At 66.2% G+C, this 14,094-nt stretch carries 14 protein-coding genes and 1 tRNA gene; 7 read left to right on the forward strand and 8 right to left on the reverse strand.

What is annotated here, in order from left to right; all coding sequences use genetic code 11:
* The first annotated feature begins 235 nt into the window (after positions 1-235).
* The 3 genes from AB8841_RS24105 (at position 236) to AB8841_RS24115 (ending at position 3,258) form a co-directional block, all read left to right on the forward strand.
* Positions 236-1,207 (forward strand): Bug family tripartite tricarboxylate transporter substrate binding protein, encoded by a 972-nt coding sequence (locus AB8841_RS24105; protein ID WP_370438293.1) that lies wholly within the window; start codon positions 236-238, stop codon positions 1,205-1,207.
* Positions 1,208-1,277: 70 nt separating this feature from the next.
* On the forward strand, positions 1,278-1,748 hold the full coding sequence (locus tag AB8841_RS24110) for a tripartite tricarboxylate transporter TctB family protein (RefSeq protein ID WP_370438294.1): 471 nt from the start codon (positions 1,278-1,280) through the stop codon (positions 1,746-1,748).
* A 10-nt stretch (positions 1,749-1,758) separates the two neighbouring features.
* Positions 1,759-3,258 (forward strand): tripartite tricarboxylate transporter permease, encoded by a 1,500-nt coding sequence (locus tag AB8841_RS24115; RefSeq protein ID WP_370438295.1) that lies wholly within the window; start codon positions 1,759-1,761, stop codon positions 3,256-3,258.
* A 189-nt stretch (positions 3,259-3,447) separates the two neighbouring features.
* Here AB8841_RS24115 and AB8841_RS24120 read toward each other — a convergent pair whose 3' ends face one another.
* The 3 genes from AB8841_RS24120 to AB8841_RS24130 form a co-directional block, all read right to left on the reverse strand.
* Positions 3,448-3,951: a DUF2059 domain-containing protein gene (locus AB8841_RS24120; RefSeq protein ID WP_370438296.1), complete on the reverse strand. Its 504-nt coding sequence runs from the start codon at positions 3,949-3,951 to the stop codon at positions 3,448-3,450.
* A 26-nt stretch (positions 3,952-3,977) separates the two neighbouring features.
* Positions 3,978-4,673: a ribose-5-phosphate isomerase RpiA gene (gene rpiA / locus AB8841_RS24125; protein ID WP_370438297.1), complete on the reverse strand. Its 696-nt coding sequence runs from the start codon at positions 4,671-4,673 to the stop codon at positions 3,978-3,980.
* 125 nt (positions 4,674-4,798) lie between these two features.
* On the reverse strand, positions 4,799-5,254 hold the full coding sequence (locus AB8841_RS24130; protein ID WP_370438298.1) for a hypothetical protein: 456 nt from the start codon (positions 5,252-5,254) through the stop codon (positions 4,799-4,801).
* 92 nt (positions 5,255-5,346) lie between these two features.
* On the opposite strand from AB8841_RS24130, the gene AB8841_RS24135 reads away from it, so the two are divergent.
* Entirely contained in the window at positions 5,347-6,048 is a 702-nt protein-coding gene (locus AB8841_RS24135; protein ID WP_370438299.1) for an HAD family hydrolase, read from the forward strand.
* A 260-nt stretch (positions 6,049-6,308) separates the two neighbouring features.
* Here the strand turns inward: AB8841_RS24135 and AB8841_RS24140 are convergent.
* Positions 6,309-6,383: transfer RNA gene (locus AB8841_RS24140), tRNA-Val, on the reverse strand.
* A 377-nt stretch (positions 6,384-6,760) separates the two neighbouring features.
* Positions 6,761-7,129 carry a gamma-butyrobetaine hydroxylase-like domain-containing protein gene (locus AB8841_RS24145; RefSeq protein WP_370438300.1) on the reverse strand — a complete coding sequence of 123 codons (369 nt, stop codon included), beginning with the start codon at positions 7,127-7,129 and terminating at the stop codon, positions 6,761-6,763.
* A gap of 100 nt (positions 7,130-7,229) precedes the next feature.
* Between AB8841_RS24145 and moaA the strand changes: the two genes are divergently transcribed.
* The 3 genes from moaA to AB8841_RS24160 all read left to right on the forward strand — a co-directional run bounded on the left by moaA (position 7,230) and on the right by AB8841_RS24160 (position 10,433).
* Complete coding sequence (gene moaA, locus AB8841_RS24150) at positions 7,230-8,267, forward strand: GTP 3',8-cyclase MoaA (RefSeq protein ID WP_370438301.1); 1,038 nt, start codon at positions 7,230-7,232, stop codon at positions 8,265-8,267.
* A gap of 329 nt (positions 8,268-8,596) precedes the next feature.
* Positions 8,597-9,334, forward strand: a complete 738-nt coding sequence (locus tag AB8841_RS24155) for a transporter substrate-binding domain-containing protein (RefSeq protein WP_370438302.1) — start codon at positions 8,597-8,599, stop codon at positions 9,332-9,334.
* A 229-nt stretch (positions 9,335-9,563) separates the two neighbouring features.
* Entirely contained in the window at positions 9,564-10,433 is an 870-nt protein-coding gene (locus AB8841_RS24160; RefSeq protein WP_370438303.1) for an NAD(P)-dependent oxidoreductase, read from the forward strand.
* Between the two features lie 175 nt (positions 10,434-10,608).
* Here the strand turns inward: AB8841_RS24160 and AB8841_RS24165 are convergent, their stop codons facing one another.
* The 3 genes from AB8841_RS24165 to AB8841_RS24175 all read right to left on the reverse strand — a co-directional run bounded on the left by AB8841_RS24165 (position 10,609) and on the right by AB8841_RS24175 (position 14,091).
* On the reverse strand, positions 10,609-12,978 hold the full coding sequence (locus AB8841_RS24165) for a caspase family protein (RefSeq protein ID WP_370438304.1): 2,370 nt from the start codon (positions 12,976-12,978) through the stop codon (positions 10,609-10,611).
* A gap of 101 nt (positions 12,979-13,079) precedes the next feature.
* Entirely contained in the window at positions 13,080-13,286 is a 207-nt protein-coding gene (locus AB8841_RS24170) for a hypothetical protein (protein ID WP_370438305.1), read from the reverse strand.
* A gap of 13 nt (positions 13,287-13,299) precedes the next feature.
* Positions 13,300-14,091 carry an enoyl-CoA hydratase-related protein gene (locus AB8841_RS24175; protein ID WP_370438306.1) on the reverse strand — a complete coding sequence of 264 codons (792 nt, stop codon included), beginning with the start codon at positions 14,089-14,091 and terminating at the stop codon, positions 13,300-13,302.
* Between the last annotated feature and the right edge of the window lie 3 nt (positions 14,092-14,094).

The raw sequence follows: 14,094 nt of genomic DNA on the forward strand, positions 1-14,094 counted from the left end.
TCTCCGTTGGGAATCGGCTGTGCGCTGCCCCTCATATAATGGCTGCTCCGCCGATGCCGCCAGTGCTCGCGCCAAGCTTGCAGGACATGGCCCGCATGCAAGGAGCCCCATGGCCGTCCCTTAAGCCAAGGTTCAACATCGATCGGGAACTCGGATGCTTGCCCGAGGGGCAATCCGGCTTTACGGTCTGCGCCACACGTTCTGACGTGACGTTTAGTCCCTTGGAGGAAACAGAATGAGGCAACTCGGAAAGAGCTTCTGGCGCGGCGCCCTCGCGGCGGTGGCGGTTGCAGGCTTCGTAACATCGGCGGCAGCCCAGATGGAGCTGAAGATCATGGCTCCGGCGGCGCCGGGCGGCGGCTGGGACCAGACCGCCCGCTCCATGCAGCAGGCTCTGATGCAGGCCGGCATCGCCAAGGGCGTGCAGGTCACCAACGTTCCCGGCGCGGGCGGCTCCATCGGCATTGCCCAGCTCGTGAACAACTCGAAGGGCGACGGCAACCAGCTCATGGTCATGGGCTACGTGATGGTGGGCGCCCTCCTGACCAACAAGTCCCCCGTCACGCTCGACCAGACGACCCCCATCGCCCGCCTGACGGCGGAATACGAGGCGATCGTGGTCCCGGCCGATTCCCCGATCAAGTCCGTGAAGGACCTGGCCACTGCCATCAAGGCCGATCCGGCGAAGGTGACGTGGGCAGGCGGCTCGGCCGGCGGCGTCGATCACATCGCGGCGGCGCTCTTCGCCAAGGCGGCCGGCGCCGACCCGACCAAGATCAACTACATCCCGTTCTCGGGCGGTGGCGAGGCCCTCGCGGCGATCCTCGGCGGCAAGGTGACGGCCGGCATCTCCGGCTACGGCGAGTTCGAAAGCCAGATCAAGGCCGGCAAGCTGCGCCTCCTCGGCCTGAGCTCCCCGGCCGACAAGGCCACGGCCGAGCAGCCTTCGATCAAGGCCGAGGGCGTGGACCTCGAGATCGCCAACTGGCGCGCCGTCGTGGCCCCTCCCGGCATCTCCGCCGACCAGAAGAAGGCCCTGACGGAGGCCATGGACAAGATGGCGAAGTCCAAGGAATGGCAGGAGATCCTGAAGGCCAAGGGCTGGGATGATGCCTACCTGTCCGGCGACGCTTTCGCCAAGCTCCTGGGCGAGGAAGTGATCCGCACGAAGGAAGTCCTCACCGCGGTGGGGCTGGTGAAGTCGTAAATTTCGCGTTAATGCCCTTCGAAGCGCCGCGTTCACAGAGCGCGGCGCTTTTGCTTTCAGGATATTTCTCATGTCATCTCAGCATCGGCGTATCGACGCAGCGGGCTTCGTCATCGCCCTCCTCCTCCTTGCCCTGGCGGGCCTGGTCTGGTGGGACATGACCAAGCTGCAGCTTCTCTCCCCCTATGACGTCGGCCCCAAGGCCATGCCCGTCATCGTGTCCATCGGCCTCGCCCTTCTCGCCGTCGGCAACGGGATCGGAGCCCTTCGCGGCGACCTGCCCGACCGTGAAAGCCTCGATTGGAAGCCGATCATCCTGATCGTCGGTGGCCTCGCCGTCCTGATTACCCTCATTGCCATCGGCGGCGGCTTCATGATCGGCACGGCCATCCTGTTCGCCACGACCTCCGCGGCCTTCGGACGCCGCGCCTTCTTCGTGGACCTCCTGATCGGAGCCGTGATCGCGCTCGTCGTCTATCTGCTCTTCGCAAAGCTCCTGACCCTGTCCCTGCCGGCAGGGCCGCTCGAGCACCTTCTCTGAGGCACCCCCAATGGAAGCCTTCGTCTCTCTGGCCCACGGTCTGACCGTGGCGATCGAGCCGATGAACCTGCTTTTCGCACTCATCGGCGTTCTTCTCGGCACGGCCGTCGGCGTTCTGCCCGGCATCGGCCCGGCGCTCACCGTGGCGCTCCTGCTTCCGGTCACCTTCAGGCTCGACCCGGCAGGCTCCATCATCATGTTCGCGGGCATCTATTACGGCGGCATGTATGGCGGTTCGACCACCGCGATCCTCATCAACACCCCCGGCGAAAGCGCCTCGATGGCCACCGCCCTCGAAGGCAATCTGATGGCGAAGGCCGGACGCGGCGGACCCGCGCTGGCGACCTCGGCCATCGGCTCCTTCGTGGCCGGCACCTTCGCGACCCTGGGGCTCGCGCTGCTCGCGCCCTACCTCGTCGACATCGCCGTCCGCTTCGGCCCCGAAGACTACTTCGCCCTGATGTGCGTGGCCTTCGTGACCGTCTCGGCCACCTTCGGGGATTCCCCGGTCCGCGGCCTCACGAGCCTCTTCCTCGGCCTGGTCCTCGGCCTCGTAGGCATCGACATCCTATCCGGTCAGGCCCGCCTGAGCTTCGGCGTGCCGGAACTCTACGACAACATCGAAGTGACGACCCTCGCGGTCGGCCTCTTCGCGGTCGGCGAGGCCCTCTACGTCGCCTCGCGCCGCCACGTGCACGAGGAGAAGCTGGAAGCTGTGCGCGGCTCCCTCTGGATGACGAAGGAAGACTGGAAGCGCTCCTGGAAGCCCTGGCTGCGCGGAACGCTCTTCGGCTTCCCCATCGGTGCCCTGCCGGCGGGCGGCGCGGAGATCCCGACCTTCCTCTCCTATGCGACGGAAAAGAAGCTCACCAAGTATCCGGAGGATTTCGGCAAGGGCGCCATCGAGGGCGTGGCCGGTCCCGAGGCCGCCAACAACGCCTCGGCAGCCGGCACCCTGGTGCCGCTCCTGACCCTGGGCCTTCCGACCTCCGCTACGGCCGCCATGATGCTGGCGGGCTTCCAGCAATACGGCCTGAACCCCGGCCCGCTGCTCTTCGCCGAAAAGCCCGACCTCGTGTGGGGCCTGATCGCGAGCCTGTTCATCGCCAACGGCATGCTGCTGGTGCTGAACCTGCCGCTGGTCGGCGTGTGGGTGCGCCTGCTGGCGATTCCGCAGCCCTGGCTCTATGCCGGCATCCTGGTCTTCGCGACCATGGGCACGATCGCCGCCAACCCGTCGCCCGTGGAACTCATCATGCTGACCGTGTTCGGCGTGGTCGGCTTCCTGATGCGGCGCTTCGACTTCCCGATCGCGCCGGTCGTCGTGGGCCTCATCCTGGGCCCGGTGGCGGAAAGCCAGCTGCGGCGCGCCCTGTCGATCAGCCTCGGCGATCCGATGGTCCTGCTGCAGAGCCCGATCTCGGCCACGCTCCTGACCATCGCGCTGATCGCCTTGATCCTCCCCTTCGTGATGAAGGGCATGGGCCGCTTCAAGGCCGTCGAGGATTAAGAGCACTTCGTCGGCGAGGCGGCTCCGCTTCGCCGACGAAAAAACGGACCCGGTTTTCGCAAGAACGATGCGTTCTTTCCAGGAAGGGAGCATCGGCACTCACGACGAGGCAAGCAACGAAAAAGGCCCGGGAAACCGGGCCTTTTTCAGTTCTACAGGGTTTTGCGCGTCCGCCGGGCGGACCCGAGTTCAGTTCAGGCCGTGGCCGCGCTTGCCCATTTCCTCGCGAGCGCGGGTCATGATGTATTCCGCGGTCCGCTGCGACCACAGATCCATCTGGCGCACCACGTCGTCGAGAACGGCCGGCTGGAGCTGCACGTATTTCTGACCGACGGCCGACTTGTAGAAGGCCGCGACCTCCTTCAGCTCCGCCTCGGTCATGCGCGAGGCCAGGATGCGGGCGCTCGCATCGATCAGTTCCTGCTTCTTCTGCTCGACCTCAGGCCGCAGCCCGGCGACGACCGCGTCCAGATCCTTCTGGATGTCGGGGTTCGTGACGCTCATGCGCTGCAGGCGGGTGAGCAGCGGGCCCGTCAGCGCGTCGAAGGCGCCGGTGATGCCGGAGCTGACGGCGACCTCGCGCCCGGCCGCCAGATGGCTCGCGGGCAGATCGGCCTGCTGCGCGAAAACGGGGCTCGCCAGCAGGAACAACGCGACAGAGGTCGCAGCCAGTCGGGAAGCGGAACGGATCATAGAAGGGACTCCAATAAGGCTTAAGGTCAGAGCTGACCGAGTTCGACAAGCCCCTCCCCGGTCGCGAGGATCGCACCGGTGGCGAGACCGAGAAAGAGACCGTGCTCGACGACTCCGGGAATGTTGTTGAGCGTAGAGGCCAGGACATTGGGCTTGTCGATGCGGCCGAGATGGGCATCGAGAATGAAATGGCCCCCGTCGGTGACGTAAGGAGCCCCATCGGCGGCGCGCCGAAGGCGCAGCTCGCCCGTCATGTTGAGGCTTTCCAGCAATTTGCCGATCGCCCGCTCCGTGGCCGTGAGCCCGAAGGGAACGACCTCGATGGGCAGAGGAAACTTGCCGAGCTTGGCGACGCGCTTCGAGCCGTCCGCGATCACGATCATGCGGGCGCTCGCGGCGGCCACGATCTTCTCGCGCAGGAGCGCCCCGCCGCCGCCCTTGACGAGGCGCAGGTCGTCGTCGAGTTCGTCGGCTCCGTCGACCGTCAGGTCGAGGCCCGGCACCTCGTCGAGGGTCGCGAGCGGAATGCCCTCGCGCTGCGCCTGCTCGCGGGTCGCCTCGGAGGTCGGCACGCCGACGACTTTCAGGCCGCCACGGACGCGCTCGCCGATGGCCGCGACGAAATGCGCCGCCGTCGAACCGGTGCCGAGGCCCAGCCGCATGCCGTCGGTGACGAGCTGGGCTGCCTTTTCGGCTGCTGCACGCTTGAGATTGTCGCTCACTGAGAACCTCTAGATCTGTCGCCCCGCCCGAAAGGCGGACCGTGATCCGCCTCTACCACGCGAGGGTGTTGAAAAGAAAGATGGTTTCATATCCGCCCTCGGTCGAACGCCCTGGAGGACCAGGTTCAAGGACGCTGGGGCGAGGCTCCCGTACCCGAGCCGCCCGATGGTGTCGATGCGGAAGGTGCGATCGTCGATGCGGCGGAGGACGGCCGCGCCTGCGGCGTGCACACGACCCGCTCGTCGAAGACGTAGCAGATGCTCATGTCGCCCGTGCGGTAATTCACACGGAACACACCCCCTTCCCGCTCGTGGCGGGACGCGACCAGCCCGTATTCTCCAGGCTGCTGGGCTCCGGCGCCTTCGCCCGGGCTGAAGCAGAGCGTCACGCCGATCGTGCCCTCCTGCAATCCGTACTGGCACGAGCTGACCTCGCCGGTCACCCGGTCGATCCGGTAGATCCGGTTCAGGTCCGTCTGCGGCGCGGGCACGAAATCGTAGGACGCCGCCAGCGCCGAGCCCGGAAGGCCCGCCAGCGTCAGGGCCGTCGACAGAAACGCCGCACAACCAAAGAGCCGCATTCATCACTCCATCACGGTAAGAACGAATCAACCGGGGCACCATATCATTCCCGCCGATTGATTCCCCCGCTTTGAGCAGGTAACCGAGGCTGATGACCATTCATACCGCGCAAATCGCCCCGCCCATCGCCGTCTTCGACCTCGATGGAACCCTGGCCGACACGGCCGGCGATCTGGTGGGAACGCTCAACGTCATTCTCGAGCGTGAAGGCCTCGCCTCCCTGCCGGTCGAACAGGCGCGCGACATGATCGGCGCAGGCGCCCGAGCCCTGATCGAGCGCGGGTTCGAAGCTGCCGGAAAAGAGCTGGCGCCGGACTATCTCGACGAGCTCTACCGCCAGTTCATGGTGCATTACGGCGAGAATATCTGCGTCAGGACCGAGCTTTTTCCGGGGGTCGCGGCAGCTCTCGACCGGCTTGAGGCCGCCGGTTTCGTCCTTGCGGTCTGCACCAACAAGGTGGAGGAACACTCGGTCAAGCTCTTGCGCGAACTCGGGATCGGCCATCGCTTCGCGGCCAATTGCGGGCGCGACACCTTCAAGTATTTCAAGCCCGACCCGCGCCACCTGACCCTGACCATCGAACGGGCGGGCGGCGATCCGTCGCGGGCGATCATGGTGGGGGATTCGCGCACCGACATCGTCGCGGCGCGGAACGCCGGCATTCCGGTGGTGGCCGTTCCGTTCGGCTATACGGAAGTTCCGGTAAAGGATTTGAACCCCGACATCGTGATCGATCATTTCGACCAGCTCTTCGCCGCCGTGGAGACGCTGATGAAGCCGATGGCGGCCTAGCGCATCGTGCCGACCCGAAGGGCCGCGTCAGCGAAAAGCGGATCCGGTTTTTCGCTCAAACGATGCGCTCATCTAAGGAGGGAGCGGCACATCGAACATGATCCGGGGTGACGCTATCGGATCAGGTGAATGGTGGCCGTTGCGCCCGGTCCTGAAACGTCAGCGGCTCCCGCCCCTTGCCTGCGCGGGGGTGAAAGGGTGAGGACGGCGATGGCCCATAGGGCCCGCCTTCCGAGAAAGCTGAACTGTCAGGAAGGAAATGGTGGGCGCGACAGGGATTGAACCTGTGACCCTTCGCGTGTGAAGCGAATGCTCTCCCGCTGAGCTACGCGCCCTGACCAGCGCCTTCTACTGGCGTCGGAGGCCCCGCGTCAAGCCACTGAATGGAGGCCTGCGACAAGAATTTTCAGCTCCGGTCATGGGGCAGCGCCGATTTCAGCGGCCCGCTCACCCGCCGACCCCTCGCGGGCATGTCCTTCTCCCGTCATGGCCGCACTCGGTTCACGGCCATCCGCTTCTTCGCGGCCGTTGAGCCGTCAAGACGTGGATGCCCGGCACAAGCCGGGCATGACGACGAAGGAGATCGATGACGGCCGCTTGTCGTCATGGCCGTACCCGGACTTGATCCGGGGATCAGTCACGCCCGCCCACGTCTCGGGAAACACCTCGCCGCAAAGTCGGGCGCCACGGCGCGGGAACCGCTCCCGGGCCGTCAGCGCGCCTTCTCCCGCGAGAGGCCCTTGGCGGAAAGCTCGTCGAGATAGGCCTGCCATTTCTGCCCGTAACCGGCCCCGAGCTCATAGAGATAGCCCCAGCCGTAGATGCCGGTGTCGTGCAGGTCGTCGAAAACGAGCTTCACGGCATAGTTACCGACCGGCTCGACGCCGATGATCTCCACGTCCCTCTTGCCCGGAACAGTCTTGCGCTCGGAGGGAGAGTGGCCCTGCACCTCCGCCGACGGGCTCGTCACGCGAAGATACTCGGCAGGGAGGTCGAAGGCGGCGCCATCGTCGAAAGCGACGCGCAGGCTGCGCCTGTCCTTGGCGAGGCGAAGCTCCGTGGGCCAGCGCTCGGTTGTCATGGAGACGGTTCCCTTTTCGGCATTTTTCCTTTGACGAGAGCTGCTTGAATTCTACATTGAACGCAAGCCTTCGTGCGTCATCATCGAGGATAAGTCCCTGATGTGGGGATCAACAATCGAGCCTCCTGGCACCTCCTCCGCTCCTGCCCTGCTGGACCCGTTCGGGCGCGCCGTGACTTACCTGCGCGTTTCGGTGACGGACCGCTGTGATTTTCGCTGCGTCTATTGCATGTCCGAGGACATGTCCTTCCTGCCCAAGCGCGACCTCCTGAGCCTCGAGGAGCTCGACCGCATCTGCACGGCCTTCGTCGGACAGGGCGTCCGCAAGCTGCGCATCACCGGCGGCGAACCTCTGGTGCGGCGGGACATCATGACCCTGTTCCGCTCCCTCTCGCGCCATCTGGAATCCGGCGCCCTCGATGAACTGACCGTGACCACCAATGGCTCCCAGCTCGCGCGGTTTGCCCAGGAACTCGTCTCCTGCGGCGTCCGGCGCGTGAACGTCTCCATCGACACCCTCGACCCGGACAAGTTCCATCGCATCACCCGCTGGGGCAATCTCGCCAAGGTGCTGCAGGGGCTCGACGCGGCGCAGGCCGCCGGCCTCAAGGTGAAGATCAACGCGGTCGCTCTCAAGGGCGTCAATGAGGACGAGATCGAGAGCCTGATCGAGTGGACCCACGGGCGCGGCATGGATCTGACCCTCATCGAGGTCATGCCGCTCGGCGAAATCGACGGGCAGCGCATCGATCAGTACCTCCCTCTCTCGGAGATGAGGCAGCGCATCGAGGCGCGCTACACGCTGCAGGATCTCGCCGAGCGCACCGGGGGACCTGCCCGCTACGTGAAGGTGGCGGAGACGGGCGGCAAACTCGGTTTCATCACGCCGCTGACGCACAATTTCTGCGAGAGCTGCAACCGCGTTCGGCTGACCTGCACGGGCCAGCTCTTCATGTGCCTTGGCCAGGAAGACGCCGCCGATCTGCGCACGCCCGTCCGTGCTTCGGAGGACGATGGGCCGCTGAACCGGGCGATCCTCGACGCCATCGCTCGCAAGCCGAAGGGCCACGATTTCATCATCGACCGGAACCACGCCCGCCCGGCCGTGGGCCGCCATATGAGCATGACGGGCGGTTAGCGCATCGTGCGGACCCGGCAGGCCGCGCTCGTGCATCGTGCGCAAAAGCGGGCCTGGTTTTTCGCAAGAACGATGCGCCCTTTCCAAGACGGAAGCATCGGATTGGATCCCGAAAGTGGATGCCACTTTTCACACCCGGTGCTCTAGCCTCGCCCGACGGCGGAGACCGGGAAGATAAGGCTTTCTGTCAATTGACGGCTCGGCGCTTTTCCCATGACATCGGCGCTGAACAAACAGGCTGAGACATTGTGAACGCAGTCGAATTGGGTCGGAAAATTGCACTCTCCGCAGGACTTCTGGCAGCCTTTCTGGCAGGGCTCGTCGCGCCCATGGCGTCATCAGCCGAAGAGGCCGCGCCTGCGCGGGCGCCGGCCATCCGCATCGCGATCGAGGGCGCCTACCCGCCCTTCAACTTCATCGATCCTAACAGCAACGAGTTGCAGGGCTTCGAGGTCGATCTGCTGAAGAGCCTCTGCGAGGCGATGCACGCTCAATGCGACATCGTCCAGCACGAATGGGACGGCATCATCAAGGGCCTGCTCAACAAAGAATACGACGCGATCATGTCGTCGATGGAGATCACCGATCGGCGCCGGAAGCGGATTGCCTTCACCGACCCCTATTACCGCATCCCCGCCGTCTTCATTGGCTCCAAGGAGGTGGCGCCGGGAGAGGTCACGCCGCAGGCACTCGCAGGAAAACGGATCGGGACCATCGAGCGCAGCGATCACGAGGTGTATCTCAAGACCTACTACACGAAGTCCGAGATCGTCCTCTATGCCAAGGCGGAGGAAGCCAATCTCGACCTGCTCGTGGGGCGGATCGATGCGGTGTTTGCGGACGAGCTTCTCCTCTCGAAGTTTCTGCAGAGTCGGGAGGGCGAATGCTGCCACGTGCTGGGCGATGCTCCCGCCGACCCGACCTATCACCGGGAATCCTACGGGATCGGCCTGCGCAAGGAGGACGAGGACTTGCGCGCCCGGTTCAATCGCGCCATCGCGCAGGTCAAGGCGGACGGCACCTACGACCTGATCCGCTCCCGGTATTTTTCCTTCGACATCAAGTAGAGCTGGTTTTCGTCTGCGCGTTCGCGTCCCGCAGCATCGGATCCATCCGGCGCTCCACTTTCCGGAAGAGCACATCGTTGCAAGCCGACCCGAAGGGCCGCGCTCGTGAAAACCGGGTCCACTTTTCCGCACGATGCTCCCTTCCAGAACAGCGCATCGTTGCGAGCGGAAAACCGGGTCCACTTTTCCGCACGATGCGCTATGAACCAAAGAGACGAAACGGGAGCTGATGATGGCGAAGGTCGCATTTCTGGGTCTGGGCGTGATGGGCTATCCCATGGCGCGGCATCTCAAGAACAAGGGCCACGAGGTGACGGTCTACAACCGCACCGCCGCGAAGGCCGACAAATGGGTGTCGGAGAACGGCGGCCGCGCCGCCAGAACTCCGCGCGAGGCCGCAGACGGCCAGGAGGTCGTGTTCGCCTGCGTGGGCAACGACGACGATCTGCGCCAGGTCACCACGGGCGAGGACGGCGCCTTCCAGGGCATGGGCAAGGGGTCGGTCTTCGTCGACCACACGACCGCCTCGGCGGAAGTCGCGCGTGAGCTCTACGCCGCCGCGAAGGACAACGGCTTTGCCTTCATCGATGCGCCGGTGTCGGGCGGTCAGGCCGGCGCGGAGAACGGCGTCCTCACGGTCATGTGCGGCGGCGACGCCGACGTATATGCCAAAGTCGAGCCGGCGATCATGAGCTTCGCCCGCGCCTCGCGCCTGATGGGCCCCGCCGGCGCTGGCCAGCTCACCAAGATGATCAACCAGATCTGCATCGCGGGCCTGGTGCAGGGCCTCGCCGAGGGCATTCACTTCGGCCAGAAGGCCGGTCTCGACATCGAGGCGGTGCTGGACGTGATCTCCAAGGGCGCCGCCGGATCGTGGCAGATGGAGAACCGCGGCAAGACCATGAATCAGGGCAAGTTCGATTTCGGGTTCGCCGTGGATTGGATGCGCAAGGATCTGTCGATTGTGCTGAATGAAGCCCGCAGGAGCGGCGCGAGCCTGCCCGTCACCGCTCTCGTCGATCAATTCTATGCCGATGTGCAGAAGATGGGCGGCAACCGCTGGGATACGTCGAGCCTCATCGCCCGGCTCCAGAAGTAAGCCATCAGCCTTCGGCCCACACCATGAAAAAGCGCCGGGACCTCACAGTCCCGGCGCTTTTCGTTTGCGGACCAATAGCGTCGGACGTGAAATCGAACTCACGTCTGGCGCTGTCAGTCTATGGTCTTGAGCATCTTTTCACGCAAAACCGGTTCCCACTTTTGCGCTCGATGCTCTAATTGTTTTCCTGGCAGGGCCGCCCCGGCTTGCAGGCCTGCCGATTATTGGTCGGAGCGGCAGGTCTGCGCATCTCCTCGCGGGCGGACGGCGCCTGCGGCGGGGCCGATGGCCGGAAGGCGGGGGCCTGCGGCTGCGGCCGGGCGACAGGGGCCAGCCGGGGCTGAGGCCTCTCCTGGGGAATAAAGCGCGGCTGCTCCTGAGGAACGGGACGCGGCTGCACCATCGGCCGCGGCGCCTCCCTGCGAAACTCGGGCATCGGCTGGACGACAGGCCGGGACGGACGCAGGCGCTCCTCCTCCCGAACAGTCTCCCGAACAGTCTCCCGAACAGTCGGACGCCGGAGACGAGGATCGTCGCGACGGTCGTCGTCCATTCCGGGCCGTGGGAGGCGTTGCGCGGCGGGACGCTCCTGCTCGTCGCGCGGACGCGGCGCGCGCTGCGCGGAGGGACGCTCCCGCTCGAATTCCGGACGGAGCGGGCGGCCCGCGGAGGGCCGGTCCTGCTCGAAATCGAGCCGGCGCGCGCGCGGAGCGGTCTCGGGAAGGTCCCGGGCAGAAGGGGCCGCGGGCGGGCGGGCCGGGCGCGGGGCGGCCGGAAGCGGTGGTCTCGCCGCACGGTCCTGCCGGTCCTCCACAGAGGGGTCGGGCCGTCCGGGAATTCTCGGAACCGGAGCCACCGGGCGCGTAGCGCCGGGCGAGGGACGATCCGGCTCAGGCCGCAGGGCCGTGGGCACGGGAATGGGACGGCTCGGCAGGCGGCCTCGGGCCGAGCTCGGAAAGCCGGAGAGCTCCCGCGAGGTCCGCCCCTGCGGTGCGGTCGGGCGCACAGCGACCGGGATCGGCTGAGGCTGCGCCGTCAGGCCGGGCTGACGCGGCACGACTGGTTCCGGACGCAGGCCGCGAGGCGGGCGCGGCTCGCCGGGGCGGCCCATCCGAGGAGCCGCGATGGGAGGCGGCATTACCGGAATGGCGACGGGACCACGAGGGGTCACGGGCGCGATCGGCTGATAGAACGAGCGTGGCGGACGGGCATAGCGCGGCACCGGGATCGGCGCCGGGATCGGCAGCACGCCGACCAGAACCGGCGGCGGCGGCGGCTCGCGGATGATCGTGACGAAATCCGTATCCTCGTCATCGTAATAGGAGCGGAAATAGACCGGCGGAGGCGGCGGCGGCGGAGCCTCGCGGATGATCGTCACGACCTCCACGACCTCGACCCGCTCCACCACGGGAAGCGGCGGCGGCAGATCGTCGTAGACCACCTCGTCGAAGACCGGCGGCGGCGCGACCGGCGCGGACAGGCGGACGAGCCTGCGGCGGCAATCCGCGGCATGCGGGCCGTTCGGATAGCGGCGCAAATAGGTCCAATAGGCTTCGTTGGTGTTGCGGCTCACCGTGCGGCGCCAGACGACCGCTTCGCGGCGGGCCGCCAGCAGCGCCGAGACCCGGCGGGCGAGCGGATGATCGGGATAGCGGCGCAGGAACGCCTGGTAATCCTGGATCGTGTCGCGCTCGACGGCGATGTTGTAGGCCTCTTCGGCGGGCACCTCCTCGATCCGACGCACCTCGCGGACGGGAGGCGGCAACGAGGAGGATTCCCCAGGCTCGAAGAACACGAAGGACGTATCCCCCAGATTGGCCATGTGCCAGGGGGTCTGCAGGCCCTGCGTGGTCTCGTGGGTGCGCAGGCGGACGCGGTTGAACATCTCGTCCACGGGCACGCCGGGCTGGCGGATCGTTTCCGCGAGAGCCGTGGCGTAATGCCCGTAGGGCCCCGGCGCATCGCCGGTGGTGATGCCCGGAGCCGACGAGAAGGCGATCAGGAAGCCGGCGGGAGGCTCCATGAGGGCAAGACCGCGGGCCACCGGATCGCCGCCGGCCGGCAGCGAGAAATCGCGCGCCATGTCGGCGACGACGATGCGGGTACGGGCCGGAACGCGCTCCAGAGACCGGACCAGGTCCGACAGGCGGAAACCCTCGATCGGGATATCCGCGTCCCGCTGGATCCGGGCGTCCACCGGCAGGAGATAGTTCTCCCCTTCGAGCTGAAGTCCGTAGCCCGAGAGATAGACCATCACCGCATCGTCGGTCCCGAGCTCCTGGGCCTTGTCAAGGAAGTCGCGCACCACGCCGCGCAGGTCGTTGGCGTTCAGATCGCGGCCCTGGACCACCTCGAAACCGGCACTGGTGAGGGTCTGGGCAACGAGGCCCGCGTCGTTGGCGGCGGTGGCGAGCGAGCGGCCGTCATAGGCGCTCTGGCCGATGACAAGGGCAAGGCGCTGCTGCGCGGAAGCCGGGAGGACCGGTCCCGCAAAGGCCGCCAGAACGAAGACGGCAAAAACGATTGCACGTTTCAGGTGAGGCACGGCGCGCGAACCTTTCTCGCTCGAAGAAGCGGGTATTGCACGGCAAAGTTAGGAAGATCCGCTTGAACGCCTCGTGAACGAATCGAGGCGGACCCAAGTCTCTACCTTCGGGTGAAGGTGAGATAGACGATGAAGGCGCCGATCCCGAGGGCCAGCAGCGTGATCACGAGCTCCCGGGTCTCGCCCGTGAACGCCACGCCCCGGTACATATCGGACAGGCGCTGGGCATGCTCAGGGTCGCGGCCCATGAAGAGCCCGATCACGACCGCCAGGGTTGCGAGAATGAGGATCCAGGGCAGACGACGCATGATGGCTTCCTCCTCACCGGCCTTCGAAGCGGGGAGCGCGCTTCCCGCGGAAGGCGGCGACGCCCTCGGCGAAATCGTGGCTGAAGCCAGCCTCTCGCTGGAGCCTGGCCTCGAGATCGAGCTGAGCCTGGAGATCGTTGGAAAGGCTTTGCGCCACGGCCTGCTTGGTCAGGCGCTGCGCGAGGCCGGGACCTTCGGCGAGCCCGGCTGCGAACGCCGCCACGTCGACCGCGAAGGAGGCGTCGTCGAAGACCTTGAAGACGAGACCCATCGTGTGCGCCTCCTCGGCCGGAACCGGCTCGGCGGTGAGCATGAGAGCAAGCGCCCGCTTGGGACCGACGAGCCTCGGCAGGATCCAGGTGCCGCCCGCATCCGGCACGAGGGCGATCCTGGAGAAGGCCTCCTGAAGATAGGCGGAGCGCGCGGCCAGAACGATGTCGCAGGCGAGAGCGATGTTCGCGGACGCGCCGACCGCCGGGCCGTTGAGAGCCGCAATGGTGATCTTGGAATACTGCGCGAGCCTGAGGATCAGGGGATTGTAGTCGCGGGCGAGCGGCGGCCCGAGATCGATGCGGCCCTGCTCGTCCTTCGGCAGGGTCTCGGTCAAGTCCTGGCCCGAGGAGAACGCCCTGCCCTCGCCCGTGAGCACCACGATGCGCACGGCCTCGTCCTGCTCGCACCGGTCCAGCGTTTCCCGTAATTCGACATGCATGATGCCGTTCAGGGCATTCAGCTTGTCGGGCCGGGCCAGAGTGATGGTGGCGACAGGCCCTTCCACGGTGCAGCGCAGGGTCGTCAGGGTCATGTG

This window comes from Microvirga sp. TS319, assembly GCF_041276405.1.
Lineage (GTDB): Bacteria > Pseudomonadota > Alphaproteobacteria > Rhizobiales > Beijerinckiaceae > Microvirga.

Excerpts from the sequence above, each read along its gene's own strand:
- AB8841_RS24115 (WP_370438295.1), top strand. The coding sequence starts at position 1,759 with ATGGAAGCCTTCGTCTCTCTGGCCCACGGTCTGACCGTGGCGATCGAG.
- AB8841_RS24120 (WP_370438296.1), bottom strand. The coding sequence starts at position 3,951 with ATGATCCGTTCCGCTTCCCGACTGGCTGCGACCTCTGTCGCGTTGTTC.
- AB8841_RS24110 (WP_370438294.1), top strand. The coding sequence starts at position 1,278 with ATGTCATCTCAGCATCGGCGTATCGACGCAGCGGGCTTCGTCATCGCC.
- AB8841_RS24155 (WP_370438302.1), top strand. The coding sequence starts at position 8,597 with ATGGCGTCATCAGCCGAAGAGGCCGCGCCTGCGCGGGCGCCGGCCATC.
- AB8841_RS24130 (WP_370438298.1), bottom strand. The coding sequence starts at position 5,254 with ATGCGGCTCTTTGGTTGTGCGGCGTTTCTGTCGACGGCCCTGACGCTG.
- AB8841_RS24175 (WP_370438306.1), bottom strand. The coding sequence starts at position 14,091 with ATGACCCTGACGACCCTGCGCTGCACCGTGGAAGGGCCTGTCGCCACC.
- AB8841_RS24105 (WP_370438293.1), top strand. The coding sequence starts at position 236 with ATGAGGCAACTCGGAAAGAGCTTCTGGCGCGGCGCCCTCGCGGCGGTG.
- AB8841_RS24170 (WP_370438305.1), bottom strand. The coding sequence starts at position 13,286 with ATGCGTCGTCTGCCCTGGATCCTCATTCTCGCAACCCTGGCGGTCGTG.
- moaA (WP_370438301.1), top strand. The coding sequence starts at position 7,230 with ATGTGGGGATCAACAATCGAGCCTCCTGGCACCTCCTCCGCTCCTGCC.
- AB8841_RS24145 (WP_370438300.1), bottom strand. The coding sequence starts at position 7,129 with ATGACAACCGAGCGCTGGCCCACGGAGCTTCGCCTCGCCAAGGACAGG.
- AB8841_RS24160 (WP_370438303.1), top strand. The coding sequence starts at position 9,564 with ATGATGGCGAAGGTCGCATTTCTGGGTCTGGGCGTGATGGGCTATCCC.
- AB8841_RS24135 (WP_370438299.1), top strand. The coding sequence starts at position 5,347 with ATGACCATTCATACCGCGCAAATCGCCCCGCCCATCGCCGTCTTCGAC.